The sequence below is a fragment of the Streptomyces sp. NPDC048258 genome (genome assembly GCF_043201995.1).
Classification (GTDB): Bacteria; Actinomycetota; Actinomycetes; order Streptomycetales; family Streptomycetaceae; genus Streptomyces.
In genome coordinates, this window is the sequence record NZ_JBICZH010000011.1 from 240,219 (window position 1) to 267,213 (window position 26,995).

26 protein-coding genes, 1 pseudogene and 1 riboswitch are annotated in these 26,995 nt (G+C 73.3%); of the genes and pseudogenes, 14 read left to right on the forward strand and 13 right to left on the reverse strand.

Features of this window, described 5'->3' with window-relative positions:
- Positions 1-150: 150 nt before the first annotated feature.
- The 4 genes and pseudogenes from ACGFYQ_RS25290 to ACGFYQ_RS25305 form a co-directional block, all read right to left on the reverse strand.
- Positions 151-1,668, reverse strand: a pseudogene (locus tag ACGFYQ_RS25290) (cobyric acid synthase); the annotation flags it as partial.
- Entirely contained in the window at positions 1,665-2,648 is a 984-nt protein-coding gene (locus tag ACGFYQ_RS25295) for a cobalamin biosynthesis protein (RefSeq protein ID WP_393747520.1), read from the reverse strand. The pseudogene ACGFYQ_RS25290 and the gene ACGFYQ_RS25295, both read right to left, overlap by 4 nt.
- A gap of 58 nt (positions 2,649-2,706) precedes the next feature.
- Positions 2,707-2,790, reverse strand: a riboswitch (cobalamin riboswitch).
- 171 nt (positions 2,791-2,961) lie between these two features.
- The gene (locus tag ACGFYQ_RS25300; protein ID WP_385179472.1) at positions 2,962-3,183 is read right to left on the reverse strand and encodes a hypothetical protein; all 222 of its coding nucleotides are present in this window, start codon (positions 3,181-3,183) and stop codon (positions 2,962-2,964) included.
- A 25-nt stretch (positions 3,184-3,208) separates the two neighbouring features.
- Complete coding sequence (locus ACGFYQ_RS25305) at positions 3,209-4,477, reverse strand: anion permease (protein WP_393747523.1); 1,269 nt, start codon at positions 4,475-4,477, stop codon at positions 3,209-3,211.
- Positions 4,478-4,787: 310 nt separating this feature from the next.
- On the opposite strand from ACGFYQ_RS25305, the gene ACGFYQ_RS25310 reads away from it, so the two are divergent.
- Together ACGFYQ_RS25310 and ACGFYQ_RS25315 are read left to right on the forward strand one after the other, a co-directional pair.
- Positions 4,788-5,918: an alpha/beta hydrolase family protein gene (locus ACGFYQ_RS25310; RefSeq protein WP_393747525.1), complete on the forward strand. Its 1,131-nt coding sequence runs from the start codon at positions 4,788-4,790 to the stop codon at positions 5,916-5,918.
- A 161-nt stretch (positions 5,919-6,079) separates the two neighbouring features.
- Positions 6,080-7,585 carry a hypothetical protein gene (locus ACGFYQ_RS25315; RefSeq protein WP_393747527.1) on the forward strand — a complete coding sequence of 502 codons (1,506 nt, stop codon included), beginning with the start codon at positions 6,080-6,082 and terminating at the stop codon, positions 7,583-7,585.
- Positions 7,586-7,630: 45 nt separating this feature from the next.
- Here ACGFYQ_RS25315 and ACGFYQ_RS25320 read toward each other — a convergent pair whose 3' ends face one another.
- Positions 7,631-8,026: a VOC family protein gene (locus ACGFYQ_RS25320; protein ID WP_362389903.1), complete on the reverse strand. Its 396-nt coding sequence runs from the start codon at positions 8,024-8,026 to the stop codon at positions 7,631-7,633.
- Between the two features lie 60 nt (positions 8,027-8,086).
- Positions 8,087-8,977, reverse strand: a complete 891-nt coding sequence (locus ACGFYQ_RS25325; RefSeq protein ID WP_393747530.1) for a neutral zinc metallopeptidase — start codon at positions 8,975-8,977, stop codon at positions 8,087-8,089.
- A 277-nt stretch (positions 8,978-9,254) separates the two neighbouring features.
- On the opposite strand from ACGFYQ_RS25325, the gene ACGFYQ_RS25330 reads away from it, so the two are divergent.
- From ACGFYQ_RS25330 to amaP, 8 genes are all read left to right on the forward strand, one after another.
- Positions 9,255-10,853, forward strand: coding sequence for an ABC-F family ATP-binding cassette domain-containing protein (locus ACGFYQ_RS25330; RefSeq protein ID WP_393747532.1), 1,599 nt, complete (start codon positions 9,255-9,257; stop codon positions 10,851-10,853).
- Positions 10,854-11,188: 335 nt separating this feature from the next.
- Positions 11,189-11,410 carry a helix-turn-helix domain-containing protein gene (locus ACGFYQ_RS25335; RefSeq protein WP_266937416.1) on the forward strand — a complete coding sequence of 74 codons (222 nt, stop codon included), beginning with the start codon at positions 11,189-11,191 and terminating at the stop codon, positions 11,408-11,410.
- A 168-nt stretch (positions 11,411-11,578) separates the two neighbouring features.
- The gene (locus ACGFYQ_RS25340; RefSeq protein WP_393747534.1) at positions 11,579-12,358 is read left to right on the forward strand and encodes an enoyl-CoA hydratase/isomerase family protein; all 780 of its coding nucleotides are present in this window, start codon (positions 11,579-11,581) and stop codon (positions 12,356-12,358) included.
- A gap of 519 nt (positions 12,359-12,877) precedes the next feature.
- Entirely contained in the window at positions 12,878-13,309 is a 432-nt protein-coding gene (locus ACGFYQ_RS25345) for an Asp23/Gls24 family envelope stress response protein (RefSeq protein WP_393747536.1), read from the forward strand.
- 17 nt (positions 13,310-13,326) lie between these two features.
- Positions 13,327-13,512 (forward strand): hypothetical protein, encoded by a 186-nt coding sequence (locus ACGFYQ_RS25350; RefSeq protein WP_393747538.1) that lies wholly within the window; start codon positions 13,327-13,329, stop codon positions 13,510-13,512.
- A 7-nt stretch (positions 13,513-13,519) separates the two neighbouring features.
- Positions 13,520-13,924, forward strand: coding sequence for an Asp23/Gls24 family envelope stress response protein (locus tag ACGFYQ_RS25355; protein ID WP_393747540.1), 405 nt, complete (start codon positions 13,520-13,522; stop codon positions 13,922-13,924).
- Positions 13,921-14,514, forward strand: a complete 594-nt coding sequence (locus ACGFYQ_RS25360; protein WP_393747542.1) for a DUF6286 domain-containing protein — start codon at positions 13,921-13,923, stop codon at positions 14,512-14,514. The genes ACGFYQ_RS25355 and ACGFYQ_RS25360 overlap by 4 nt, the downstream gene beginning before the upstream one ends.
- A gap of 5 nt (positions 14,515-14,519) precedes the next feature.
- Entirely contained in the window at positions 14,520-15,077 is a 558-nt protein-coding gene (gene amaP, locus ACGFYQ_RS25365) for an alkaline shock response membrane anchor protein AmaP (RefSeq protein WP_393747544.1), read from the forward strand.
- 19 nt (positions 15,078-15,096) lie between these two features.
- Here the strand turns inward: amaP and ACGFYQ_RS25370 are convergent, their stop codons facing one another.
- The 6 genes from ACGFYQ_RS25370 to ACGFYQ_RS25395 all read right to left on the reverse strand — a co-directional run bounded on the left by ACGFYQ_RS25370 (position 15,097) and on the right by ACGFYQ_RS25395 (position 21,626).
- Complete coding sequence (locus tag ACGFYQ_RS25370) at positions 15,097-15,852, reverse strand: SDR family oxidoreductase (RefSeq protein ID WP_393747546.1); 756 nt, start codon at positions 15,850-15,852, stop codon at positions 15,097-15,099.
- Between the two features lie 9 nt (positions 15,853-15,861).
- Complete coding sequence (locus ACGFYQ_RS25375; protein WP_393747548.1) at positions 15,862-16,671, reverse strand: SURF1 family protein; 810 nt, start codon at positions 16,669-16,671, stop codon at positions 15,862-15,864.
- Positions 16,672-16,778: 107 nt separating this feature from the next.
- Positions 16,779-17,012: a hypothetical protein gene (locus ACGFYQ_RS25380; RefSeq protein ID WP_328925016.1), complete on the reverse strand. Its 234-nt coding sequence runs from the start codon at positions 17,010-17,012 to the stop codon at positions 16,779-16,781.
- A gap of 185 nt (positions 17,013-17,197) precedes the next feature.
- Complete coding sequence (locus ACGFYQ_RS25385) at positions 17,198-18,193, reverse strand: DEDDh family exonuclease (protein WP_393747551.1); 996 nt, start codon at positions 18,191-18,193, stop codon at positions 17,198-17,200.
- 43 nt (positions 18,194-18,236) lie between these two features.
- The gene (locus ACGFYQ_RS25390) at positions 18,237-20,852 is read right to left on the reverse strand and encodes an MXAN_6230/SCO0854 family RING domain-containing protein (RefSeq protein WP_393747553.1); all 2,616 of its coding nucleotides are present in this window, start codon (positions 20,850-20,852) and stop codon (positions 18,237-18,239) included.
- 147 nt (positions 20,853-20,999) lie between these two features.
- Positions 21,000-21,626 (reverse strand): TetR/AcrR family transcriptional regulator, encoded by a 627-nt coding sequence (locus ACGFYQ_RS25395; protein ID WP_393747555.1) that lies wholly within the window; start codon positions 21,624-21,626, stop codon positions 21,000-21,002.
- Positions 21,627-21,762: 136 nt separating this feature from the next.
- On the opposite strand from ACGFYQ_RS25395, the gene ACGFYQ_RS25400 reads away from it, so the two are divergent.
- From ACGFYQ_RS25400 to ACGFYQ_RS25415, 4 genes are read left to right on the forward strand one after another with little or no spacing between them, the layout of a single operon-like run.
- The gene (locus ACGFYQ_RS25400; protein WP_393747557.1) at positions 21,763-22,560 is read left to right on the forward strand and encodes an acetoacetate decarboxylase family protein; all 798 of its coding nucleotides are present in this window, start codon (positions 21,763-21,765) and stop codon (positions 22,558-22,560) included.
- A gap of 1 nt (position 22,561) precedes the next feature.
- Entirely contained in the window at positions 22,562-23,446 is an 885-nt protein-coding gene (locus ACGFYQ_RS25405; RefSeq protein WP_393747558.1) for an SDR family NAD(P)-dependent oxidoreductase, read from the forward strand.
- A gap of 11 nt (positions 23,447-23,457) precedes the next feature.
- Positions 23,458-24,744 (forward strand): amidohydrolase family protein, encoded by a 1,287-nt coding sequence (locus ACGFYQ_RS25410; protein WP_393747560.1) that lies wholly within the window; start codon positions 23,458-23,460, stop codon positions 24,742-24,744.
- Positions 24,741-25,961 (forward strand): amidohydrolase family protein, encoded by a 1,221-nt coding sequence (locus tag ACGFYQ_RS25415; protein WP_393747562.1) that lies wholly within the window; start codon positions 24,741-24,743, stop codon positions 25,959-25,961. Before ACGFYQ_RS25410 ends, ACGFYQ_RS25415 begins: the two co-directional genes overlap by 4 nt.
- Positions 25,962-25,989: 28 nt before the next feature.
- On the opposite strand, the gene ACGFYQ_RS25420 is transcribed toward ACGFYQ_RS25415, so the two are convergent.
- Entirely contained in the window at positions 25,990-26,967 is a 978-nt protein-coding gene (locus ACGFYQ_RS25420) for a hypothetical protein (RefSeq protein ID WP_393747564.1), read from the reverse strand.
- Between the last annotated feature and the right edge of the window lie 28 nt (positions 26,968-26,995).

Sequence of the window (26,995 nt, forward strand, 5' to 3'; positions counted from 1 at the left end):
TCACTCCTTCGAAGGTGCGGGCCCCTGCCGGGGGCTCCGCCGAGGTCTGCGGGCGCGGCGCCGTTGCTGGGGCTCCGCCCCGGGTCCGGGCAGAGCCCGGTTTCGGGAAGGGGCGGGGTGGGGGAGAGCCCCGCAGGGCCCGGCCCGTCACGGCGCGCCCGGCGGGAGGAACGGGAGGCCCGCCGGTGCGCCGGCCTCGATCAGGCGCAGCAGCGCATCCGTATCGGCGTGCTCCGCGATCAGGTCGCCCAGCAGGTCCAGCTGCTCCTCCCGGAGGGAGGAGAACGACGTGTCCGGCGCCGGCACGAACCGGCGCCCCGCGGCCGAGGCCACCTCCCGCAGGAACGCCCGCCGGAAGCCGTCCGACTCCAGCGAACCGTGCCAGTGCGTCCCCCACACCGATCCGACCCGGCATCCGTCCAGGAACGGCTCCCCGCCCAGGACCTCGGCCACGCCGTGGTGGATCTCGTATCCCTCGACCGGCTCGCCCAGCGCCGAACCCACCGGCCGCGCCAGGGTCTTCTCCCGTTCGAAGCGGACGCGCACGGGCAGCAGCCCGAGGCCGTCCACCGCCCCCGCCCGCGACTCGACCTCGTCCTCGATGTGCTCGCCCAGCACCTGGAACCCGCCGCAGATCCCGAGGACGGGCCGCCCCTCGGCGGCCCGCCGGACCAGGGCGTCGGCCAGGCCGCGCTCCCGCAGCCAGGCGAGGGCCTTCACCGTGCCGCGCGTTCCGGGTACGACGACCAGGTCCGCGTCGGCCAGTTCCTCGGCCCGGTCCACGAACCGCACCACGACCCCCGGCTCCGCCGCGAGCGCGTCGACGTCCGTGAAGTTCGACATCAGCGGCACCGCGCACACGGCGACCCGCAGCACGTCCTCGCCGACCGGCGGCGCCACCACGGACTCCCGTACCGCGCCCCGCAGCGAGACCCGCAGCCCGTCCTCCTCGTCGATGCCGAGCCCGTGCTGGAAGGGCAGCACCCCGTACGTGGCACGGCCGGTCAGACCGCGCAGCATCTCCATGCCGGGCTCCAGCAGCGTGACGTCCCCGCGGAACTTGTTGACCAGGTACCCCGCGATCAGCGACTGGTCCTCGGGCGACAGCAGCGCCGTCGTGCCGAAGAAGGACGCGAAGACCCCGCCCCGGTCGATGTCCCCGACCACGACCACCGGGAACCGCGCGGCCCGCGCGATGCCCATGTTCACGATGTCGGTCCGGCGCAGGTTGATCTCGGCCGGACTCCCCGCCCCCTCGCAGATCACGGCGTCATACGTGCCCCGCAGCTGCTCCAGGCAGTCCGTGACGATGCCGAGGAGCTGCTCCTGCCTCCCGCCGTGGTAGCCGCGGGCGCTCATCTCGCCCACCGGCTTGCCCAGCAGCACGACCTGGCTGCTGCGGTCGCCGCCCGGCTTGAGGAGCACCGGGTTCATCAGCGCGGTCGGCTCCACACCGGCCGCCTGGGCCTGCATGGCCTGGGCGCGCCCGATCTCGGCGCCCTCCCGCGTGACGAAGGAGTTCAGCGACATGTTCTGCGCCTTGAAGGGCGCCACCTTCACGCCCTGGCGGGACAGCCACCGGCAGATGCCCGCCGTGACCACGCTCTTGCCGGCGTCCGACGTGGTGCCCGCGACGAGCAGTCCGCCGCCGCGCTTCGCGCCGCTCATGCGCGCCCCCTCCGTGATGTACGCGGTGATGTACGCGGTGATGTACGAGAGACCAGCAGCCGGGCCGCGACACAGGCGCCCAGGGCCAGCCAGGTGACCTGCCGCGACAGCCGGACCGCCCGCTCGATGTCCGAGACCTCCACCGGCCGCCCCGCCTCGCCGTTCAGCACCGCCCGGTGCTCGACCCGGCCGCCGTACGCGAGGGTCCCGCCCAGCCGTACGCCGAGCGCCCCCGCGAAGGAGGCCTCCACGGGTCCGGCGTTCGGGCTCGGGTGCTCGGCGGCGTCCGCGCGCCAGGCCCGGGCCGCCCCCCGGCGGTCCGGGCCCGCGACCACGGCCGCCAGCGCGGTCAAGCGGGCCCCGGGCCAGCCCGCCACGTCGTCGAGCCGGGCGGAGGCCCAGCCGTAGCGCAGGTAGCGGGGCGACTTGTGGCCGACCATCGCGTCCAGGGTGTTCACGGCGCGGAAGGCCAGCAGTCCGGGGACCCCGGCGACGGCGCCCCAGACCAGGGCGCCGACCACCGCATCGGAGGTGTTCTCCGCGACCGACTCCACGACGGCGCGGGCCATCTGCTGCTCGTCCAGGGAGTGCGGGTCGCGTCCGCAGAGGTGCGGCAGCCGCTCGCGGGCCACTTCGGCGTCCCCGGCGGCGAGGGCGCCGCCGATGGCGCGGGCCTCCCGGCCCAGCGAGGTGCCGCCGACGACGGCCCAGGTGGCGGCGGCGGTCAGGGCGATACGGGCGGCCGCGGGCCGGGAGCGCACGGCGCGGGCGCCCAGCGCTCCGACGGCGGCCGCGCCCCCGGCGCACACCAGGGTGTGCAGGATGCCCCGGGCGCGGTCGTCGCGCCACAGGGCGCGCTCGACAGCGGCGGCGGCTCGTCCGAAGGCGGCCACGGGGTGCCCTCGGCGCGGATCCCCGAGGATCCGGTCGCCGATCAGGCCCGCCGTGACGCCGTACGCGAAGACGCGATCGGCACGCATGGTGGCAGGTATGTCCTCACTCAGGGTCCGCGCCCTGGTTCGACGTGTCCGGCGGCGAGAGTTCCTGGCTCCCGGGTCGCACTCGGCCGAGTGCCCCGGTGACAGTGGCGGGACCGCGCCGGATTCGCACCGGACTTCCTCTCCATGCCGCCGTATTGGCTCGGGCAGTCCACCACGCACCGAGAACGCCCGTCAACTCGCCGTTGACCTGCACCGGGGGCCGCGCCGAGACTGCCCGGGGACTGCGCCGGGGCATACGAAAGCTCCCCCCGGGGGTAACCCGGAGGGAGCCTTCACACGTCTGTCCCGCGCCTCAGGCGACGATCAGGTAGATCCCGTACCCCACGGCCGCCGCGACGAGCGCGAAGCAGGCGTACGCACCGCTGCGGGCCAGGGTGGCGGTGCCGCCCTGCTCGGTGGCGGCCTCGTGCTTGGACAGGCCCACCAGGCCCAGGGTGAAGAGGGCCACGAGGGCGACGGTGGCGGAGAGGCTGACCCCGAAGACGGAGCCGAGTGCTTCCCAGTCGATCTTCATACTGCGGTTCCTCTGTGTGTCTCGGTCAGACCGCGGCGGCCGGGGCCGCCGGGGTCGTCGTCGCGGCCGGGATGGTCGCCTTCAGGTCGTCGTCCGTGACCGCGGCGGTCGTACCGGCCGCGGCGGCGGTCGGCGGGACGGTGACGGCGGCCATGGCCGTGGTGACGACACCCGGCTCCTCGGCGCCGGCCGGCTGCACGTCGTTGACGTTGTGGTGGTCGACGACCTGGCGGCGCGAGATGAACCAGATGGCGAAGCAGGCGGCGACCAGGAAGACCGCGACGGCGGCGACGCCGACGTCACCGGAGCGCATGACCAGCTCGGCGCCCGCGGAGACCAGGGCGGCCGCCGGCAGGGTCAGGCCCCAGGCGATGAACATGCGGGTGGCGGTGGACCAGCGGACCACGCCGCCCTTGCGTCCCAGGCCCGCACCCATGACGGCGCCGGAGCACGCGTGGGTGGTGGAGAGGGAGAAGCCGAGGGAGGAGGAGGCCAGGATGACGCTGGCGGCCGAGGTCTGGGCGGCGAAGCCCTGCTGCGGCTGCAGGTCGGTCAGGCCCTTGCCCATGGTGCGGATGATGCGCCAGCCGCCCAGGTAGGTGCCCATCGCGATCGCCATGCCGGCGGAGACGATGACCCAGACCGGCGGGTTGGCGCCCGACTCCAGGGCGCCGCCCGCGATGAGCGCCAGGGTGATGATGCCCATCGTCTTCTGCGCGTCGTTGGTGCCGTGCGCGAGGGAGACGAGGCTCGCCGAGGCGATCTGACCGGCGCGGTAACCCTTGGCGGAGGTCTTCTCGCCGACCTTGTTGCCGAGCTTGTACGTGACCTTGGCGGCCAGCATCGCGGCCGCACCGGCCACGATCGGAGCGGCGATCGCGGGGATCAGCACCTTGGTGACGACGACGCTGCCGTTGACCGCGCCGATGCCGGCGGAGGCGACCGCGGCACCGATCAGGCCGCCCATCAGGGCGTGGGAGGAGCTGGAGGGGAGGCCGACCAGCCAGGTGACGAGGTTCCAGAGGATCGCGCCGACCAGGGCGGCGAAGATCACTTCTGGCTGGATGCCCTCCTCGTTGATCAGGCCCTTGGAGATCGTCTTGGCGACCTCCACGGACATGAACGCGCCGACGAGGTTGAGCACGGCGGACATGGCCACCGCCGTCTTGGGCTTGAGGGCGCCGGTCGAGATGGTGGTGGCCATCGCGTTGGCCGTGTCGTGGAAACCGTTCGTGAAGTCGAACACGAGAGCGGTGATGATCACGATCCCGAGGAGAAGCGTTATGTGCTCCATTTACCCAGGCTTCTGTTTGACGTCAGTGGCTCGGCGACCGTAGGCAACCTGGATGAACGGAAGGTGAACTGACTTGGGCGAAGGAGTGTCCTGGCGCGGCATGCGATCAGGCCATTCGTCCCGATTCTGGCGCAGATACATCGATTAATGCACGTCAAAGCCGGGTGAACGGACCACTCCGCCAGGGACTTCCGGTGCGCCGGCCCACTCCTCCGCGGCCCCGAAAGAGACCTAGATCACCCCCTCCGCGCGGCGGGTGGAACGATCTGCTCCGGTGGCCCGCCGGAGCCCGCGCCCCGACACTGGAGCGGTGCGTACCGCGACAGCGACGGCAGCGGCCGTCACCACGACCCTCCTGGGAGTCGGCGCGGCCGCGGTCGCGGCCGGCAGGTACGCCGCCGACGCGGCCCTGCGGCCCCGGCCCGGGCGCCCGCTGCCCGGCGGACCGCGTCTCAGCGTCCACTCCGCCGCCGACGGCCGGGTCACACTGACCCGCTCCCTCGGCTCCCTGCGCCCCGGTACGTACGGACTCGACGCCCCGGGGGTGCACGCGGTCGTCGGCCCCGTCCTCCCCGACGTCGCGCACGACCCGGACACGGTCGTGCGCCGGCTGCTCGCAGTCACCCACGGCAGCCTCGACCCCGGCACCCGGGTCACCCTCACCCCCCAGGTCCACCTCGGGAACCCGCGCACCGCCCTCGGGCTCGACCACGCCGACGTGGACGTCCCCGGCGAGCTCGGCCCCCTGCCGGCCTGGTTCGTGCCCGCGGCCCGCGACACCTGGGTGATCACCGTGCACGGGCTCGGCGGCAGCCGGGAGCACCCGATGGCCGTCATGCCCTTCCTGCACCGGCACCGGCTGCCCGTCCTGGACCTCGCCTACCGCGGCGACCTCGGCGCCCCCGCCTCCCCGGACGGCCTCGGCCACCTCGGCGAATCGGAGTGGCGCGACCTGGACGCCGCCATCCGCTACGCCCTGCGCTACGGCGCCCGGCGCGTGGTCCTGCACGGCTGGTCCACCGGCGCCACCATGGCCCTGCGCGCCGCCGAGCGCTCGGCGCTCGCCGACCGGATCTCCGGGCTGGTGCTGGACTCGCCCGTGCTCGACTGGCACACCACCCTGCGCGCGCTCGCCGCCGCGCGCCGTACCCCGGCCGTGGTGCTCCCGCTCGCGGTCCGGGCCGCCGAGGGCCGCGCGGGACTGCGCGCCGACCACCGGGCGCCCGGCTCGGACCCGGGCGCGCTGCGCGTCCCCGTACTGATCTTCCACGGCCCGGACGACACGCTCGCCCCCTGGGCGCCCTCCCGCCGGCTCGCCGCCGCCCGCCCCGACCTCGTCACCCTGCACACCGTGCGCGAGGCCGGCCACGGGGCGATGTGGAACGCCGACCCGGCCGGGTACGAGGAAACCCTGCGCCGTTTCCTCACCCCCCTCATGTGACCTGAGGCGACCTGAAATGACCTGAGGTGAGGTCCTGTCACGGGAAAGGGATGGGGCGGCGCGAGTCCTCCGGGTGACTTGCCCTGGTCTGCACCCCGGCGCGCCGTGGTAACGGACGGTTCCGTTTGGGCTTTCGGCCAGTGACGGGCGAGACTGCTTCCGTGACGTCCCGAAAGCCTGATGAGCAGTTGGCTCGCGACTCCAGACTCCGACTCGTCTCCCCGCGTTCCGTGGCCACGGCCCGCAAAGCGGTGACGGACCGGCGCACCCGGCCCGCCGCGAGGCCTCCGGCGGGCACCCCCGCCACGGCCGACCTCGCGAACCGGGCCCGGGCCTCGCTCGCCGACGCCGTACGCCTGACCCGCTGGGCCGAACTCCACCTCGGTGCCGGGGACGGGGGCCGGCCCGCCCCTGCGGGCGCCCTGCCCGCCGCCGACGTCGAACGCGCGGCCGCGGAGCTGAACCTGACGCACGGCCAGATCAGAGTCGGCTGGGACCGGGCCCGGCTCGCCGGGCTCGTCGAGGTCCACGGCGGCCACGCCCGGCCCGGCTGGCGGCTGCGCGCCTGGGACCGCGACGACACCGCCGTACTGCGCGGCTGGGTCGCCCTCTTCGACGCCTGGTCCCTCGTCCACCCCGCCCCCGCCGACATCGCCCCCGCGGCCGTCGCCGAGGTCGTCGAGGCGATGCCCCAACTCCTCTCCCTCCTCCAGCTGTCCGCCGGCCCGGTGACCGTCCCAGACCTCCTCGACCTGCTCGGGCAGCGCGTCACCGAACTGCGCGACGAGCGCTGCGAGGTCCCGTACGACGCCCCGCAGGGAGACGCCCCGCGGGACGCCGCGCACGCGCAGCCGACGGTCGACGCGCAGCCGACGGTCGACGCGCAGCCGACGGTCGACGCGCAGCCGACGGTCGACGCGCAGGCGATCGTCCCCGCGCCGCCCGTCCCGCTCGCCCGGCTGCTGCGCTGGGCGCTCGGCGGACTCGCCGCCGTGGACGCCGTCACCCTCGGCCCCGCACAGGCCGCGCTCACCCCGCTCGGCAGCTGGGCGGTCTGGGTCAAGCTGGAGCAGATCTGCGTCGCCGCGCAGAGCCCCGCCGGGAACATCGAGCAGTCCGCCGCCGCCATGCTGCACGGCTGCGCCCGGCTCACCCCCGGCCCGGCCCGCGCCGAGTACCAGGCCTGGCTCGCCGCCCGGCCCGTCCGCCACGCCGTGGCCGAGCTCCTGCACGCCGCCCGCGGCGAGGACGCCCTGCTGCGCGGCCTCGCCTTCGAGGCACTGCGCGTGGTCGGAGCCCCCGCCGAGCCCGAGGTGCGCGCCGCCGTGCGCGAGCCCGCCCTGCGCCCCTACGCCCTGCTCTGGCTCGCCGAGCACGACGGGGTCGACCCCGACGAGGCGCAGGACGTCCTCACCGCCGAGGAGTCGACCTGGCTCTGGGTGGACACCGCGGCCGCCATCGCCGACCACGGCGAAGCCGACCTGCTCGCCCGCCACCTCGACTCGGCCGTCCGCACCACCGTCCCGCGGCTGCTGGACGAGGTCCGGGCGGTGGGTCACCCGCGCACCGTGCAGGTCCTGGTCGCGCTGGCCGCGGCCCACCCCGACCCGGCCCTGGCCAAGGCGGTCCGCCGGGCCGCCTTCCAGGTCCACACCGGCGGCGTGTAGCCCCCGTCGGGACGCGGACGGACGCGGACGTACCCGCCGCGGGTCTCAGACCTGCGGCGCGTACGTCCCGAAGCTCCAGATGTTGCCCTCGCCGTCCCGGGCCATGTAGTCGCGGGAGCCGTAGTCCTGGTCGGTGGGCTCCATCAGGATCTCCGCACCGTGCTCGGCGGCCCGCCGGTGGTGCGCGTCCACGTCCTCGACCACGACATAGACCCCCGCCGGTCCCGCGTCGCCCATGGCCTTGTCGAACACCCCGCCGGTGCCCTTGCTCCCCAGCATCACCAGGCCGTTGCCGTAGGCCAGCTCCGCGTGCACCACCGAGCCGTTCTCACCCTCGTACACCGCGACCTGGCTGAAGCCGAAGGCCTCGGTCAGCAGCTTGATGGCCGCCTTCGCGTCGCGGTAGACCAGCGTGGGACAGATGGACGGAACGCCTGCCATGACGATCACTCCCTCTCGTGACGGTGACCCACGTCACAGCATGGCAGGCGCCGCCGACAGTCAGCGGAAGGTGTTGCACTGGGCCATGTCGCCCGTCCGGTAACCCTGGTAGAACCACTGCTGGCGCTGTTCGGCCGACCCGTGGGTCCAGGACTCCGGTGTGACCCGGCCCTGGAACTTCTCCTGGATCCGGTCGTCGCCGACCGCCGCCGCCGCGTCCAGCCCGTCCCTGATGTCCTGGTCGGTGAGGCTGGTGATCAGCGGCCGGCCGGTGGACTCGTCCGGGGTCTTCGTCGCGTTGTGCGCCCACACCCCGGCGTAGCAGTCGGCCTGCAGCTCGACCTTGACGGCGTTGCTGTCCGGGCCCTGCTGTCCGTCCTGGGCCCGCTGGAGGGTCCCGGTCAGGTTCTGGATGTGGTGCCCGTACTCGTGGGCGACCACGTACGCCTGCGCGAAGGGGCCGCCGCTCGCGCCGAACTTCGTCCGCAGGTCGTCGAAGAAGCCCAGGTCCAGATGGACCTTCCGGTCGGCGGGGCAGTAGAAGGGGCCGACCGCCGAGGTGGCCGCCCCGCAGGCGGTGTCCACACGGCCGGTGAAGAAGACCGTCGACGCCGGGGTGTACGTGCCGCCGCGCCTGGTGAACTCCTGCCTCCAGAAGTCCTGGGTGCTGTTGACCACCGCGACCAGCCGGCAGTCCTCCCGGGCGTTCGCGGCCCGCCCCGTCCTGCAGGCCTGCTTCACCTCGTCGACGGACGACGAGGCCGGCGCCGGCTCCTGGTCCCCGGAGGACAGCCCCAGCTGCTCGGGTCCCACACCGAACAGAAGGCCCATGACCAGTGCGATCAGCCCGACGATGCCGCCGCCGATGGTGGCCCGCCCGCCGGGGACGCGGCTGCCGCGCCGGTCCTCGACCTCGGAAGTGTCCAGATTGGCGTCGTCGTCGAACTGCATCCCGTACCGCCCTCGATTCGTGGAACCACGGGGGCCACGTGTCCGTCCCTGCGGCGAGTATCAACCCGTTCATCCTGATACGCGCCCGGGCCCGCCGGTGCGATCCATGAGCCGAACGGGGGACAGGGGAGAGGGCCGCCGGTCGACCGGCGGCCCGATAAGTAGTTGCGCACCCCCGGTAGAATGACTCCCATGGCAAATCTCCTCGCGGATTAGCGGCGTCGAAGCATCGCGTCCTGCCCCCCTTCCGCCGTCCCCACCGCCCTGGAGTATTTCCGTGATCACCGCCACCGGCGTCGAGCTGCGCGCCGGCGCCCGCGTCCTCATCGAGTCCGCCTCCTTCCGTATCGCCAAGGGCGACCGCATCGGCCTCGTCGGCCGCAACGGAGCCGGCAAGACCACGCTCACCAAGTGCCTCGCGGGCGAGGGGCAGCCCGCCGCCGGCTCCATCGCCCGCTCGGGCGAGGTCGGCTACCTCCCGCAGGACCCGCGCACCGGCGACCTCGACGTCCTGGCCAGCGACCGGATCCTGTCCGCGCGCGGCCTCGACGTCCTCCTCAAGAAGATGCGGATGAACGAGGAGCGCATCTCCAGCGGCTCCGGCGCCACCCGCGAGAAGGCGCTGCGGCAGTACGAGCGCCAGGAGACCGAGTTCCTCACCAAGGGCGGGTACGCAGCCGAGTCCGAGGCCGCCACCATCTCGGCCGCCCTCGGCCTGCCCGACCGGGTGCTCGGCCAGCCGCTGCACACCCTCTCCGGCGGTCAGCGACGCCGCGTCGAGCTCGCCCGGATCCTGTTCTCGGACGCGGACACCCTGCTCCTCGACGAGCCGACGAACCACCTCGACGCCGACTCGATCGTCTGGCTGCGGGACTACCTGAAGAACTACCGCGGCGGCTTCATCGTGATCTCCCACGATGTCGACCTGGTCGAGACCGTCGTCAACAAGGTCTTCTACCTGGACGCCAACCGCGCCCAGATCGACGTCTACAACATGGGCTGGAAGCTCTACCAGCAGCAGCGCGAGGCCGACGAGAAGCGCCGCAAGCGCGAGCGCCAGAACGCGGAGAAGAAGGCCGCGGCCCTGAACTCGCAGGCCGACAAGATGCGCGCCAAGGCCACCAAGACCGTCGCCGCCCAGAACATGGCCAAGCGCGCCGAGCGGCTGCTGTCCGGCCTGGAGGCCGTCCGCGTCTCCGACAAGGTCGCGAAGCTGCGCTTCCCGGACCCGGCACCCTGCGGCAAGACCCCGCTGACCGCCGAGGGCCTCTCGAAGTCGTACGGCTCGCTGGAGATCTTCACCGACGTCGACCTGGCCATCGACAAGGGCTCGCGGGTCGTCATCCTCGGCCTCAACGGCGCCGGCAAGACCACCCTGCTGCGCCTGCTGTCGGGCACCGAGAAGCCGGACACCGGCGCCGTGACCCCCGGCCACGGCCTCAAGCTCGGCTACTACGCCCAGGAGCACGAGACCCTGGACCCCGAACGCACGGTCCTGGAGAACATGCGGTCCTCCGCGCCCGACCTGGACCTGGTCGCCGTGCGCAAGACGCTCGGCTCCTTCCTCTTCTCCGGCGACGACGTGGACAAGCCCGCCGGGGTGCTCTCCGGCGGTGAGAAGACCCGCCTGGCCCTGGCCACGCTGGTCGTTTCCTCGGCGAACGTGCTGCTGCTCGACGAGCCCACGAACAACCTCGACCCGGCCAGCCGCGAGGAGATCCTGGGCGCCCTGCGCACGTACAAGGGCGCGGTCATCCTCGTCACGCACGACGAGGGCGCGGTCGAGGCGCTGGAGCCGGAGCGGATCATCCTGCTCCCGGACGGCGTCGAGGATCTGTGGGGCCCGGACTACCGGGACCTGGTCGCCCTCGCCTGATCCAATTCCTTATGGATCATTCGGCTCAGGGGTGATCCATCATCTGAGTGAGACGGTCTCGTACCGTTGCGCGTCGTACGACGGCCCCGGCCGCGCCCGTGAGGGTGCGCGGCCGGGGCCGTCCGTTTTCCGTCGTCCTGCCCCTGACCTGGCGATTTCCGGTGAGGGCGGCGAAGTGTGACGGAGGTCATGTGGCGGAAGAGGAGATTCCGTTCTGCTCGGGTGTCCACCCCTCGGGAAATGCGGCCGTACCGACCTTGCGGAATGGGTGGCCAGGAAGCGTGGGAGGGGTGATCATGAGAAGTCCAGAGCGCACTTCCCATGAGGAGGCACGGGTGGCCGAGACTCTGAAGAAGGGCAGCCGGGTAACCGGCGCCGCGCGCGACAAGCTCGCGGCAGACCTGAAGAAGAAGTACGACTCCGGTGCGAGTATCCGGGCGCTGGCCGAGGAGACCGGCCGGTCCTACGGATTCGTCCACCGGATGCTCAGTGAGTCCGGGGTCTCGCTGCGCGGTCGCGGTGGCGCGACACGCGGCAAGAAGGCGGCTGCGGCCTGACCCCGGTCCCATCGGTTCCAACGTTTGAATGCTTCAAGGCTTCAAAAGGCTTCAACATGGTCAAACGGTTCCTTCGGTGACCCCCGGTCGGCCTTGTGGTCGGCTGGGTGGTTACTGTGCAGTCACTTAGGCCGGGTTCGCGGCCGACTGCACACCGGAGGCATACGGATGACTCTGCTCGACAAGGACGGCGTACGACTCACCGTCGACGACGCGGTCGCCACGGTGACATTGACCAATCCGGCCAAGCGAAATGCCCAATCCCCCGCGCTCTGGCGGGCTTTGGCGGATGCCGGAAGGTCGTTGCCGGGCACCGTCCGGGTCGTTGTGCTGCGCGGTGAGGGCAAGTCCTTCTCCGCCGGGCTCGACCGGCAGGCGTTCACCCCCGAGGGTTTCGAGGGCGAGCCGTCCTTCCTCGATCTGGCACGCGGTTCGGACGAACTGCTCGACTCCACCATTGCCGAGTACCAGGAGGCATTCACCTGGTGGCGGCGTAACGACATCATCTCCGTCGCCGCCGTGCAGGGGCACGCGATCGGCGCCGGCTTCCAGCTCGCGCTCGCGTGCGACCTGCGCGTGGTCGCGGACGACGTGCAGTTCGCCATGCGCGAGACCAGCCTCGGGCTGGTCCCGGACCTGGCAGGCACTCAGCCCCTCACCTCGCTGGTCGGGTACGCCCGCGCGCTGGAGATCTGCGCCACGGGCCGCTTCGTGCATGCCGAGGAGGCGGAGCGGGTCGGCCTCGCCAACCTCGTGGTGCCTGCGGACGAGCTGGACGCGGCCGTCCAGGACCTGACCACGGCGCTGCTGGCTCCGGCGAGGGATGCCGTCGTCGAGACCAAGGTGCTGCTGCGTGACGCGCAGTCGCGGCCGTACGACGAGCAGCGTGCCGCCGAGCGTGCCGCCCAGGCCCGCCGCCTCCGCGACCTGGCAGGCCTGTCCGACTGACCCACCGCCGGGGCCCCGCCCCGGCCCCCCGCGCCTCAAACGCCGGCGAGGCTGAAAAGACCTGGGGCTCCGCCCCAGACCCCGCGCCTCAAACGCCGGCGAGGCTGAAAAGACCTGGGGCTCCGCCCCAGACCCCGGGCCTCAAACGCCGGCGAGGCTGAAAGACCTGGGGCTCCGCCCCAGACCCCGCGCCTCAAACGCCGGCGGGGCTGGATGTGGCTGATGCCGTCCGCCAGCGCTCCGCGCCCCACTCCGCGGAGCGGGCTGGATTGCGCGGAGCGCAATTTCCGTTCCGCCGGGCGGTAGGTGCGAGCGGAGCTCAGGCAGAATTCAGCCCCGCCGGCGTTTGAGGCGCGGGGTCTGGGGCGGAGCCCCGGTCTTTGAGCCCCGCCGGCGATTGGCGCGGGGGCGGGCGGAGCCCGGGAAATGGTTCCGGCCGAGCGGCGTAGTCCTGGGGCGGCGGCGGCGTCGCGCGCTTACCGTGGTGCGGAGGAGTCCGCACGCGCGAAGGGACATGCGATGACCGAATCCACATCGGGCAGCCCCGGCAAGGCGCCCGCCGACCGGGGCCGCACGAGCATCGCCGACGGCGTGGTCGAGAAGATCGCCGGGCTGGCCGCCCGCGAGGTGGTCGGCGTACACGCCATGGGCAGCGGCAGCGGCCTCTCCCGTACCTTCGGCGCCGTCCGCGATCGCGTCCCCGGCGGCGCCAAGGCCTCCGTCAGCCGCGGCGTCAAGGCGGAGGTCGGCGAGGTCCAGACCGCCCTCGACCTGGAGATCGTCGTCGACTACGGCGTGTCGATCCGGGACGTGGCACGGGCGGTCCGTGAGAACGTCATCTCGGCGGTCGAGCGGATGACCAGCCTGGAGGTCGTCGAGGTCAACATCGCGGTCAGCGACGTCAAGCTGCCCGATGAGCCCGACGAGGAGCCGGAGCCGCGACTCCAGTAGCCGAGAGGAGCCCCGCAATGAGCATGGCGGTCGCCGGCCTGTTCGCCGGCATGGCCCTGGCGTTCGCCGGGTATTTCGGCGGATTCGGAGCCTTCCTGCTGGTGGCGGCACTCGGTGCCGTCGGCTTCGTCGTCGGCCGGGTCCTCGACGGGGACCTGGAACCCGGTGACCTGTTCCGCCGCCGCGACGACCGGCGCGGGTGAGGCGCCGATGAACACCCCGCCCCAGGCCACCCCACCCCAGTCCACTCCGCCCCGGGCCACCCCGCCCCGGGTGGCGCCTGCCGACCGGGGGTCGACCCGTATCGCCGACCGGGTCGTCGCCAAGATCGCCGCCCAGGCGGCCCGGGAGGCGCTCGTCATGCGGCCCGAGCAGGCGGCGGCCCCGCACGCCACGGTCACCGTGCACCACGACATCGCCCGGGTACGGGTGAGCCTGGAGCTCGGCTACCCCTCCGACCTCGCCGCCCAGTGCGCGGCCGTACGCCGTCAGGTCGCCCTCCGCGTCGAGGAGTACGCGGCGATGTCCGTACCCGAGGTGGACATCGACATCGAGCACCTGCACTCCCCGCACATCCGGCCCACCACCGCCGGACGGGACCGGCGGCTGCGGTGACGGACTCCTCCCAGGCCTCCCAGGCCCCTCAGGCCCACCGGCCGCCCCGCGCGCACCGGCCGCACCGCTTCCGCTCCGCCCGCCGCGTCCCGGCCGCCCTCACCGCCCTCGCCGTACTCGGGGTGGCGGGGGTGTTCCTGTACGATCTGGCCGCCGTACGGGCCGACCGGCCGGGCATGCGGTGGCGCCGCGAGCTCGCCGACCAGCTTGACCGGCACACCCCGGCCGACCTGGGCGTACTGCTGGGCGGCGGAGCCCTCGCCGTGGCCGGGGCGGTGCTCCTGCTGCTGGCGCTGGCTCCCGGGAAGCGCGGCATCCTCCCGATGCGGACCCCGGACCCGGCCGCCGGGGTACGCGCCGGGCTCGGCCGCAAGGACGCCGCGCAGGTACTGCGGGACCGGGCCATGGAGGTGTCCGGGGTGCGGTCGGTCCGGGTCAAGGTGGGCCGATCCCACATCCGGGTACGGGCCACCTCGCACTTCCGCGAGCTGGACGAGGTACGGGCCGACCTGGACGCGGTGCTCGCCGTCGGCGTCGAGGAACTGGGCCTCGCCCATCCTCCGCAGCCGCGCGTACGGGTCAGGAGGTGAGCGGGATGCTCGGGGTGGTGAACCGGATCCTGCTGGCGCTGGCCGGTCTGGTCCTGCTGGCGGCCGGGACCGCGGTGCTCACGGCGTCCTGGCCCCTCGGCGGCCGGCACGCCCCGCTGCTGACGGACGAGGCCCGGCGCCGGTACTGGCACGCCGAGGGCTGGTGGTGGTGGGCGGTGCTCGCCGGCCTCGCCCTGTGCGTGCTGCTCGCGCTGTGGTGGCTGCTGTCCCAGCTGAGGCGCTCGCGGCTGCGGGCGGTGGTCGTCGACACCGGGGACGGGGCGTTCGCCCTGCTGCGGGGGCACGCTCTGGAGGAGGCGGTGGCCGCGGAGGCCGGCGCCCTGGAGGGGGTCGCCCGCTGCCGGGTCGCGCTGCGCGGCAGGCGGGGGTCGCCCGCGCTGCGGGTCGCGCTGGAACTCGAACCCCACGCGGTCCCGGCCGACGCCCTGGCCGCCCTCGCGGGCCCGGTCCTGACCCACGCCCGCACCTCGGCGGGTCTCGCCGGACTGCCGACGGAGGCCCGCCTGAAGGTGGCGTCGCACCGGGCCCAGCGGGTGACGTAGACGCAGGGCGGACGGCGGCTCAGAAACCGTGCCGGGAGCCGCCGTCGACCGGGACCATGACGCCCGTCAGGTACGAGGCCGCCGGGGAGAGCAGGAACGCCGCCGTGCGGCCGAACTCCTCCGGGGTGCCGTAACGCCGCAGCGGGATGCGGGACTCGTTCCCCGCCCGCGCGGTCTCCGCGTCCCCGGACAGCGCGTCGAGCTCCCGCACGCGGTCGGTGTCGATCCGGGCGGGGAGCAGGCCGACGACCCGGATCCCCCGCGGGCCGAGGTCCACCGAGAGGGACTTGGCGAAGCCGGCCAGGCCCGGGCGCAGGCCGTTGGAGATGGTCAGGCCGGGGATCGGCTCGTGGACCGAGCCCGACAGGACGAAGCCGATGACCCCGCCCTCGCCCAGCTCGGCGGCGGCCGCGCGCGCGAGGCGGACCGCGCCCAGGAAGACCGACTCGAAGGCGGCCGCCCACTGCTCGTCGGTGTTGTCCGCCGCGAGGCCCGGGGCCGGGCCGCCGACGCTGATGAGGATGCCGTCGAAGCGTCCGAAGCGCTCGCGCGCGGTCTCGATGAGGCGCCCGGCCGCCGCCGGGTCGGAGTTGTCCGCCGCCACACCCACGGCGTTCGGGCCGAGCGAGGCGGCGGCGTCGGCCGCCCGCTTCTCGTCCCGGCCCGTCACGACGACCTTCGCGCCGTCGGCGGTCAGTTCCCGGGCGGAGGCGAAGCCGAGGCCGCGCGTGGCGCCGGTGACGATGTAGACACGGTCCTTCAGTCCAAGATCCATGCCGACACGCTACGCCGTCGCCGGTTCCCGGTCGGCGCCGGATCCGGGTCCGGCCGCCTCTCCGGCGGCCGCCGCCTCCTCGCGCTCGCGCTTCTCACGCCGTACGAGGACCAGCCAGCCCGCCGGGACCGCGCCCGTGAACAGCCACCACTGGACGGCGTACGCCATGTGGGGGCCGATCGAGTCGTGGTCGGGCTCGGGGATGGTCTCCGGGCCGCCGTCGGAGGCGGCCGTGCGGTCGAGTTCGAGATAGCCGCCGAGGACGGGCCGGCCCAGGGACTCCGCCTGCTGTGCGCTGTTGATCAGCATCACCTGGCGGTCCGGCAGTCCCTTGCGGTCCTTGATGCCGCTGCCGCCGCTGGTCTCGTCGGCCTTCAGCCGGCCGGTGACCGTGACCTCGCCCGTGGGGGCGGCCGGCACCGGCGGGTACGCGCGGGGGTCGTCGCCGCCCGGCACCCAGCCGCGGTTCACCAGCACCACCCGGCCGTCGGCGAGGACGAGCGGGGTCACGACGTGGAAGCCGACCTTGTCGTCGGCCGAGGTCCGCATCCGCACGACCACCTCGTGCGCGGTGTCGTACGTGCCGGTCGCGGTGACCGTCCGCCAGAAGTCCGCGCGGGGGACCCGATGGCCGGGGGAGGTGACCTCGGTCACGGGGACCGGCTTCGCCCGCAGGTTCGCGGCGATCAGCTCGTTCTGGGCGACCCGGTGCTCATGGCGGTGGAACTGCCAGAACCCCAGCTTGATCATCACGGGGATGAGGACGAGGGCGATGAGGGTGAGGCACACCCACTGCCGGGTCAGCACAAAGCGGTACACGCCCACGACGGTACCCCCAGCGGATCGGCCCCGGACGGCCGGGTGGCCGTCCGGGGTCTCGGGTACGGGGTCACGGGGTACGGGGGACGCGGTGTCGGGCGTGGTCGTCAGGCGTGGTCCTTGATGCCCACCTTCCCCTCCGCGCGGGCGCAGTGCGCCCCGCAGAACCACTGCCCCTCGACCTCGACGCCCTGTCCGATGATCTGGACCCGGCAGTGCTCGCAGATGGGCGCCATGCGGTGAATGGCGCAGGAGAAGCAGTCGAAGACGTGCACGGCGCCCTGCGCGTGCACCTCGAACGACATGCCGTAATCGTTTCCGCAGACCTCACAACGTGCCATGCGCCGCATGCTCCGCACGGCGGCGGACCGGAACAAGATCCACCGGGGTGAGTCGCCGCGTCGGCACCCACCCGGCGCAATGTCCGGGTCTTCGGCCGGTGCTCGGGCCCGGTCTCAGGCGCGGGCTCAGCCGTGGGCCGCGGCCCGGGCTCAGCCGTCGGCCGCGGCCGGTCCCAGGCCCGGGCTCAGCCGTCGGCCGCGGCCCGGTCCTCGGCGGCCGCCACATCCCGCAGCAGGTGGGTGAAGGCCGCCTCGTCGACGACCGGGGTGCCGAAGGACTTCGCCTTGACCGTCTTCGAGGTCGCCGAGTCGGGGTCGTTCGTCACCAGCAGGCTGGTGAGGCGCGACACACTCGTCGCGACGTGCAGGCCCGCCTCGACCGCGCGGTCCTCCAGCAGCTCCCGCTCCACCGAGGTGTCGCCGGAGAAGGCGATCCGCATGCCCTGCTTCAGCGGCTTGCCGTCCTCGAAACGCCCGGGGTTCGGGTACGGGCACGGCGGCCGCTTGCGCGAGGGCCGCCAGCTGCCGCTCCCGTACGAGGCCTGGTACCCGACGCGCGGGGTGACGGGGGAGTCCGACCACTCCGTCAGCGGACGGCACTCCAGCAGGGGCAGCCGTACGCCGTCGCGCGCGGCCGCGTGCAGGGACGGACGGAACGCCTCCGCCAGCACCCGGGCGTCGTCGAGCGCGTGGTGCGCGCGCTGCTGGACCACGCCGAAGTGCGCGGCGAGCGACTCCAGCTTGTGGTTGGGCAGCGGGAGGTTCAGTTCCTTCGACAGGGCGATGGTGCACAGCCGCTGACGGACCGGCGCGGTCCCGGCGGCCCGCGCGTACTCCCGGGCGATCATCTGCCAGTCGAAGATGGCGTTGTGCGCGACCAGCACCCGGTCCGCGAGCCGGCCGGCGAACTCCTCGGCGACGTCCTTGAAGAGCGGCGCGTCGGCGAGCATCGCGCTCGTCAGACCGTGGATCCACACCGGTCCCGGGTCCCGCTGCGGGTTGACCAGGGTGTACCAGTGGTCCTCCACATTGCCCTGCGCGTCGAGCCGGTAGACGGCGGCGGAGACTATCCGGTCGTCGCGAGCGAGCCCGGTGGTCTCCACGTCGACGACCGCGTACCCCTGTGGGTACGCGGTCGGCCACATCGTCTCTGCGGTCGTACGGTCGTCGAGCATGGTCACAGAGGATATCGGCCCCGACCGACAGCCGTGGCCCGAAGGCCCGTCAGTCCAGCCAGTGCAGCTCCGCCACCAGGTACCCGACGCCCTTGCAAACAAGGGATCCGGCCACTTCGGCGGGCCCCGGGAAGACCCGGCACGTGGTCCCCGTGGCATCCTGCGTGGTCACGCTCGCGGACACCGTGGCCACGAACACGTGCTTGCCCGAGGCCAGTTCCCCGGCGGCCGCGTCGGCGTCGGCGGGCTCCCGCCGCTCCTGTGGCTCCTCCAGGGCGGCGATCCGCGAGGCGAATCCGGCCACGGGCTCGTCCGCCCCGGCCCGGTACAGCCACAGCTCGTCGGGCAGCCCCGGATGCGGAGCCCGGCGTATGACGGCCACCTCGCGGGAGCGGGCCGCGGCCCGCAACACCGCCAGGTCCCACACGGTGGTGCGGGCGCCGGAGCGGAAGTGCTCCCACACGTCGCGGGCGACGGACGCCAGCCGGTCCCCGTGCGAGCGGACGCTCTGGAAACCCCCGGACGCCGGAAGGTGGACGTCCGCCCACAGGGCCCGGCGGGCGGCCAGGTCCATGACCATCGGCATGGACACCCGGGACTCGCCGGCCAGGTCGAAGCGCTGGCGGACGGTGCGCGGATCGTACGAGGCGTCGCGCGGTCCGTCCGCCGGCAGGCCCATGAAGCCCGCGAAGGCGTCCGGCAACTCGTCGAAGGGCACGTTGTTGTAGCTGAGGACCAGGGGCACGGCGAAGACGTCCCCGTTCCTCGCGAGCGCGGCCAGGTCCAGGTCCACGTACTCGGTGGCACCGTCGGGAGCGGGCGCCGAGGTGAAGTCGCCCGAGTGCGTGGCGGCCCCGCGCGGCCCGTGCCGCAGGGAGGTGTAGTCGCACAGGCCGGTGAACTTCCACTCGGCGTCGAAGAAGGCGACGGACAGGTCCAGGTCGGTGCGGTTGCCCGCGGGCTCGGTCCAGTGCAGGAACAGCCGCAGCACCTCGCCCTCCGGCAGGGTCTGCGTGCTGCCGCGCGGGACGGCGACCAGGGACTTGGCGGCGGTGCGCTCACCGAAGGGCACGGTGAGGTCCGCGAGCCCCGAGTCCAGGACGGCCAGGCCGAACGGGTCCCACGCGTCGGAGCCGAACCGGCGCAGCACCTCGGCCTCCAGCCGGGCGGTGACCGCCTCGACGAGGGGCGCGGGCAGCGGGGCCCGTTCCTCCCGCGCCACCTGGGCCCGGGCGACCTGGCCGCGCGGGAAGAACACCCGGCGCCCGCCCCTGCGGTCCTGCGCCCGGATCCGCAGCGCGCCGAGCGCGGACAGCAGCGGGCCCGCGCCCACCTTGGGCAGCCCCCGCTCAAGTGCCTTCTCCAGCTCGGGCAGGAGCTCCTCGCCCGGGTGCAGGCGCAGGAGGTGGTCGAGGCGGCGTACGAGTTCACCCGGGCGCTGCCCGGCGAACGCGGCCGCGGCCCCCGCGTCCCCCGCGGCGAGGGCCTGCTCCAGCCGGCCCGCCCAGGTGGCGGGCCGGATCCGGTCCCCGTCCACGCGCACGGCGTCCGGGTGCGCGGCGGCCGTCTCCAGCAGCGCCGCGCCGAGCGGGGTGGCGGCGGACACGGTGGTGCCCCGCAGCACGGCGAAAGCGAGGGCGGCCCGGGGGTGCCGGGCGTGCCGCTCGAAGGGATGCAGGGTCTCGGCGGCCCGCTTCCAGGCCGCCGGATGCCGCAGCACGTCCTCGACCAGGTTCTCCGTGGGCAGGGCGTCGAGCGCCGCGAGCAGTTCCCGGCGCAGCGGCCGGTCCGGGCTCGTGAACCGGGGGAGCGGCAGCAGGCCCGCCTCCCCGCCGGACAGTACGGCGAGCAGCCGCAGCACGTCGGTGGCGGTGGTCAGCAGTCGCAGCAACGGCTCCCGGTCGGCGACCCTGGGCAGCAGCGTGCCCAGGACCAGCGCCTTGGTCTCCCGTACGGGGATCTCCTCGTCCAGCCATTCCAGATCCGCCGGGACGGCGGCCAGCAGGACGGCGAGGTCCTCGCGGTCCTGCGGGGAGAGCGGGGTCTCCTGCCAGAGGAGGTGCTTCACCTCCGTGAGCACGTCCACACTCTGGTCGCCCAGGCTCAGCCGCCGCAGCGGGCCGGGGGATGCGGTCTTGGACTCGCGGGCTCCGGTGCGCAGGAAGGGGTCGGCGGGGTCGATCGGGAGGTAGCAGACCGGGCAGACCGTGTAGTCGCGGGTGTCCCAGCACAACCGGCACACGAGATGGGCACACGGATCGACGGGGAAGACGGTGCAGGCTGTCCCGCAGAGCGCGCAGATCTGGGAGGGCTGCTGGGCGAGGAGGCTGAGGACCCGGTCCACGTACAGCCGGTCGGTGTCCTCGGGGACGGAGTGCGGGAAGTGGCGGAAGAGCGGGACGTGGGTGCGGTCCGAGCCGAGCAGCTCGTCCACCTGCGCCACCAGCCGGGCCCCGGCCGCGTCCAGGCCGGCGGGGGAGAGGGAGCTCAGGGCGGCGTACAGCCCGGGGCACACCGAGTGGCCCCGGTCGAGCAGGTCGGTCTCCAGCCGCCGCATGCCCGGGGACGGGATCGGGCCCGGCGTGTCCCCCGCGTCCGACGCGGGTGCGTGGTCGACGTAGACGGTCCGGAGCCGGCGCAGCAGGACGGACTCGATGGCAGACACTGGTTGTGGATTCCCCTCCGCGAACGACAAAGCGGGGGCGGAGAGTGGGCGCGCGGGTTCTTTGTAAAAGGAGTGAGAAGGATGCACGCCGCGGAGCCGCCCCCGCACGGCCGATCCCATCACGGGCCCGCGCGCCGGGCAAACCGATTAGCCGCGCGGCGAGTTCAACAGCGCGTCCGTCAGGGCCCGTACGGACAGCAGGAACAGCCGCTCCGGATCCGCGGGGCGGGCCAGGGCGCGGGCGAGGGCCGGGTCGTCGGGGGCCGCGTCCGGGTCCCAGAGCTCGCCCTCGCCGGGCGACTGGGCGGGCGAGCGCTCGCGGTTGCGCTCGACGAGCAGGAACCCGACGATCTGGAACTGGACCGCGCGCACCGCGTCGGCAGCCCGGGCGCCGCGCAGCCCCGCGGCGTGCACCTCGTGCACGAGTGCCTGCTGCGCGGGCAGGAACATCCGCTCGGTGAGCCCGCGTTCGTGGACCATCGCGATCAGGTGCGGGCGCCCGCGCAGTTCGCGCCGCAGGATCCGGGCCACCGAGAGGATCCGCTCGGAGGGTGTGCGCCCGGTGGGGCGGATGGCGCCCATCTCCTGGACGGTCCGCTCCACGAGGGCGTCGAGCAGCGATTCGCGGTTGCCGACGTGCCAGTAGATGGACGTGACAGCGGTGCCCAGCTCGGCGGCGAGTTTGCGCATGGTCAGGGCTGCCGGACCGTGCTGCTTGACCAGGGACGCGGCGGCGTCGAGTACCTCCGGGCGGGTCAGCGTGGATCTGGCCATGTCGGCGGCCGCCAATCTGTCGGAACGTCAGTTCTCGTGCGTGCAGGGGTCTTTACCCTTCATCGGCGTCGGTGTAACTGTGTTACAGAACCTCCCCGGCTTCCGCTGGGAGGGGACCGGAAGGGTGGTGCGAGACATGGCACGCGTACGGTACGGAGCGCGCACCGAGGCCGAGATCGCGGCGTCGCGCGAGAAGAGTTCCAAGCTCCCCGACATCTGGTCCACCGGCGTGGTGGCCGTCTGGGAGAGCGACCCGGACGTGGTGGCGGCGGTCCTGCCGCCGCCGCTCAAGCCCGCCGACCGGCCCCTGGTGCGGGCCAACATCAGCAAGGTCGACCTGCCCGGCTACCCCCTCGGCGCCGGCTCGGTGGCCGTCGCCGCCCAGCACGGAGGCGTCGAGGGCTGGTACCCGCTGGTCATGCCGATGACCCATGAGCGCGCCCTGATCGGCGGCCGCGAGGTCTTCGGCGAGCCGAAGAAGCTGGGCGAGGTCACCGTCGAGCGCGAAGGTCTCGTCGTACGGGCCTCGCTGGCCCGGCACGGGATCGCCTTCGTGGAGGTGCGCGGGGCGGTCGACCGCGAACTGCCGCTGCCCGAGCCCACCCAGAAGACCGACTTCTACTTCAAGTTCCTTCCCGCCGTGGACGGTTCGGGCTTCGACGCGGACCCGGTCCTCGTGCACTGCACGCGCAACGAGAAGGTCCGCAAGCTGGAGCACATCACCGGGGACGTGGTGCTCCGCGAGTCGATGTTCGATCCCGTGGCCGACCTCCCCGTACGCCGGGTCGTGGAGATCACCATCGGCGAGAAGACCACCGACCAGAAGGGCAAGGTCGTCGAGCGGGTCAGCGCCCAGGCCCTGCTCCCGTACATCCACCAGCGCTACGACGACCCGATGCAGATCCTCGACGGGCTGCCCGAGGGGAGTGCGTGACATGCGGCTCGAACCGGGACAGGTCGCCGTCGTCACCGGCGCCGCCAGCGGCATCGGCCTCGCGATGGCCCGCCGCTTCTCCGCCGAGGGGCTGAGGGTCGTCCTCGCCGACGTGGAGGAAGCCGCCCTGCGCAAGGCCGCCGACGAGCTCGCCGCGGACGGCGCCCAGGTCCTCGCCAAGGCCGTCGACGTCAGCGACCGCGACTCGGTGGTCTCGCTCGCCGACGCCGCGTACGAGGCCTTCGGCGCCGTGCACGTGCTCTGCAACAACGCGGGCGTCGGCTCAGGCGCCGAGGGCCGGATGTGGGAGCACGAGCCCAACGACTGGAAATGGGCCTTCTCCGTCAACGTATGGGGCGTCTTCCACGGCATCCAGGCCTTCGTCCCCCGCATGATCGCCGCCGGCGCCCCCGGCCACGTCGTCAACACCTCCTCCGGCGACGGCGGCATCGCCCCGCTGCCCACCGCCTCCGTCTACGCCGTCACCAAGGCGGCCGTGGTCACCATGACCGAGTCCCTGTACGCCCACCTCAAGGCGGAGGGCGCGGCCGTCGGCGCCTCCGTCCTGTTCCCGGGACCGCACATGCTGCGCACCGGCCTGTGGGAGTCCCACCGCAACCGGCCCGAGCGCTACGCGAAGCAGCGCCCGCGCAAGTCCCCGTACCGCAGCCTCGACCAGTACGAGGCCGCGATGCGAAAGGCCGGCCACGAGGTGGACTTCACCCCGGTCGAGGAGGTCGCCGAGCACGTGGTGGACGGCATCCGCGCCGACCGGTTCTGGATGCTCCCGGCGAGCGAGCACAGCGACCGGCAGATCCGCGCCCGGTCGCAGTCGATGCTCGACCGGGCCAACCCCGCCTACCTGGAAAGCTTCATCCTCGACTGAGGGGCGTTGTAGTGAGTGCGTACGAAGACCCGTACCTGATCATCTCCTCCGACTGCCACGCGGGCCTCCCCACGGAGCGGTACCGGCCCTACCTCGACTCCCGCTTCCACCGCCAGTTCGACGAGTTCCTCGGCGAGCGCGACGCCCGCCGTGCGGAGGCCACCCGCCTGGGCGTCCGCAACGAGGCCTTCGCCGAGAAGTGGTTCCACGACCACGAGGAAGGCCTCAAGGGCGGCTGGGACACCGGACAGCGGCTGAAGGAACTCGACGGCGACGGCGTGGCCGCCGAGGTCGTCTTCCCCGACGCGGACGCCGTCGACAGCCAGACCGCGGCCCCCTTCGGCGTGGGCCTGGGCCTCTCCGGCGACCAGGACCCCGAGCTCGGCATGGCGGGGGCGCGGGCGCACAACCGCTGGCTGGCCGAATTCGTGTCGCAGACCCCCGAACGGCACTGCGGGGTCGCCCTGCTCCCCATCACGGGCGAGCCGACAGAGGTCGTCGCGGAGATCCACCGGGCCAGGGAGTCCGGGCTGGGCGCGCTGATGATCCCCGCGATGTGGGTGGACAAGGCGCCCTACCACGACCGGCGCTACGACCCCGTGTGGGCGGCGGCGGCCGAGACGCGGATGCCGATCGTCACCCACTCCGGGTCCTCGCCGCGCCATGAGTACGGCGACCACCTGGGCATCTTCGTCTCCGAGGTCACCTGGTGGCCGGCCCGCCCGCTGTGGTTCCTGCTCTGGTCCGGGGTCTTCGAACGGCACCCCGGCCTGAGGTTCGGCGTGGCGGAGTCGGGCTGCTGGTGGCTCCCGAACCAGCTCTGGTTCATGGACCGGCTCTACCTCGGCGCGCACGGCGGCAAGAAACTCTCGCCGTTCGAGGAGCTGAAGCGCCCGCCGAGCGAGTACCTGGACCGGCAGGTCTTCATCTGCGCGACGAACACCAAGCGCCGGGAACTGGCCCAGCGCTACGAGATCGGCGTGGACAACATCCTGTGGGGCTCGGACTTCCCGCACCCCGAGGGCACCTGGCCCGCCACCCGGAACTGGCTGAGGAAGACCTTCCACGACATCCCGGTGGAGGAGACCCGCCGCATGCTCGGCCTGGCGGCCGCCGAGGTCTTCGGCTTCGACACCGCGAAACTGGCCCCGATCGCCCGCCGGATCGGCCCCACCCCGGCCGAGCTGGGCCAGTCCCCGGACCAGGCGGCGGTGGAGGCCTCCTGGGCACGCTCCCGCGAGGTGGGCCGGCACTGGCTGACGGAGCACGACTTCCCGGTCCTGGGGGTCTCGGAATGACCGGCGACCGGTACACCGTGATCTCGGCGGACTGCCACGCGGGCGCCGACCTGCTGGACTACAAGCCGTACCTGGAGAAGCGGTACCACGACGATTTCGACGCCTGGGCCGCCACCTACGTGAACCCGTACGAGGACCTCCTCGCGGACACGGCGGACAAGAACTGGAACTCCCGGCGCCGGCTGGCCGAGCTGGAGGCGGACGGCATCGTCGCCGAGGTCGTCTTCCCCAACACCATCCCGCCGTTCTTCCCCAAGGCCTCCCTGATGGCCCAGCCGCCGACGGCCGCGGAGTACGCGACGCGCTGGGCCGGGCTCCAGGCCCACAACCGCTGGCTGGCGGACTTCTGCGCGGACGCGCCGGGCCGCCGGGCGGGCGTCGTCCAGATCCTGCTGAACGACGTGGACGCGGCGGTGAAGGAGATCCGCCGTACGAAGGAGGCGGGCCTGACGGGCGGCATCCTGCTGCCCGGAGTCCCGCCCGGCTCGACGGTCCCGGAGCTCTACTCGGCCGCGTACGACCCGATCTGGGCGGTGTGCGACGAGCTGGACGTCCCGGTCAACCACCACGGCGGCTCGGCGTCCCCGCCGCTCGGCGACGAACCGGCGGCCCGCGCCGTGTTCATGGTGGAGACGACCTGGTTCTCGCACCGCGCCCTGTGGCACCTCATCTTCGGCGGAGCCTTCCGCCGCCACCCGGGCCTCAAGCTGGTCCTGACGGAACAGGGCTCCGGCTGGATCCCGGGCGTGATGGAGATGCTGGACTACTACCACGGCCGCCTCGTCGCGGCCTCGGTGACGGCCGAGTCCAAGTTCGGGGCGGGCCTGGCGGAAGCCATGGGCAAGGGCCCGGGCGAGGTCTGGCGGGACAACTGCTTCGTGGGAGCGAGCTTCATGCGCCCCCACGAGGTCCCGCTCCGGGAGCGGATCGGCCTCGACAAGATCATGTGGGGCAGCGACTACCCCCACGACGAGGGCACCACCCCCTTCTCCCGCGAAGGCCTCCGCATCGCCTACGCGGGCCTCCCGCGGGAGGAGGTCGCCGCGATGGTCGGCGGCAACGCGGCCCGCGTCTACGGCTTCGACCTGCGGATGCTGGACGAGGTCGCAGCGAAGCACGGCCCCCTGGTCGAGGAGATCGCGCAGCCCCTGACGGAGATCCCGCCGGAGGCCACGAGCCCGGCCTTCGCCCGGGGCGGCTCGGTCCGCGTCTGGTGACACCCCGGTTCCCCGCCGGAGCGGCTCATCAGATGTAGGTGAGCCGCTCCGGCGGGATCCGGTCGACCCCGGTGAACGCGGTACGCCGGTCCAGCTCCAGCCGCAGGGAGTCCAGCCCCGCCAGGGGGGAGAGGCCGACGGTCCCGGCACACTCGGCGAGCCGCAGGCGGGTGAGGTTCGCCCCAGACGTCCGGGTCCAGTTCCGGGGCCTCAGGGTGCTCTTTCCCGACCCCGCCGGGCCGCGCATCAGCACCCGCTCGGCACCGCGCAGCGCCTGTTTCACGTCGGCCGAGGTCCGGTGGGGCTCGGGCGCCCCTCGAAGGGTCGGATCGCCGCTGACCACGAGGCTGATGTAGGCCAGATCCAGCGGCCACTCCGGCCGGGACCCGCTGAGGGTGAGGCCGAAGAGCTCCAGACGGCCGTGGGTGCGGGCGATGTACTCGGCGTAGCGTTCCTCGAAGGCGAGAGCCGGCCCGTCGCCCGTCTGGTGCAGCCGGTCCAGGGAGCGCGCCAACTCCCCTGTCCGGCGGACCAGTTCCACATCGGCCCGGGCGCCGAAGCCCGGCAGGGTCGTCGCGTACTCCACCGCGTGCTCGCAGCACAGCCGTACGAGCCGTCGGTAGAGGGCCTGCGCGCCCTCGCCGAGGCCCGGCGGGGGAGGCGGCAGGGCCGACGCCAGGGCCGACGGGTCCAGGTCCGCGGCGAACAGGGCCTCCGCGTCCAGGGCGCCCAGCGCGGCGAAGGTGTCGCCCACCGCGTCCACCGCCGCCAGGCGTTCGTGCTCCGGGAGCCGGGCGCAGGCCTCGCCCAGCCGTGCTGCGAGCGCACCGGCCAGCCGGCGCATCTCGGCCTCGCCCAGCTCGGCCGGCGGCTTGCGCCAGCGCGGGGCCGGACCGGCCGCATCCGCCGTCAGGCCCGCCCCCGGAGACCGGGCCAGCAGGGACTTCACCAGTGCGCCCGCCGCCGTGCCCGCCACCCGTAAGAGAACCGTCTCGAAACCCGTCATACCCCGCCCTCCCCTTGGCCCGGACATC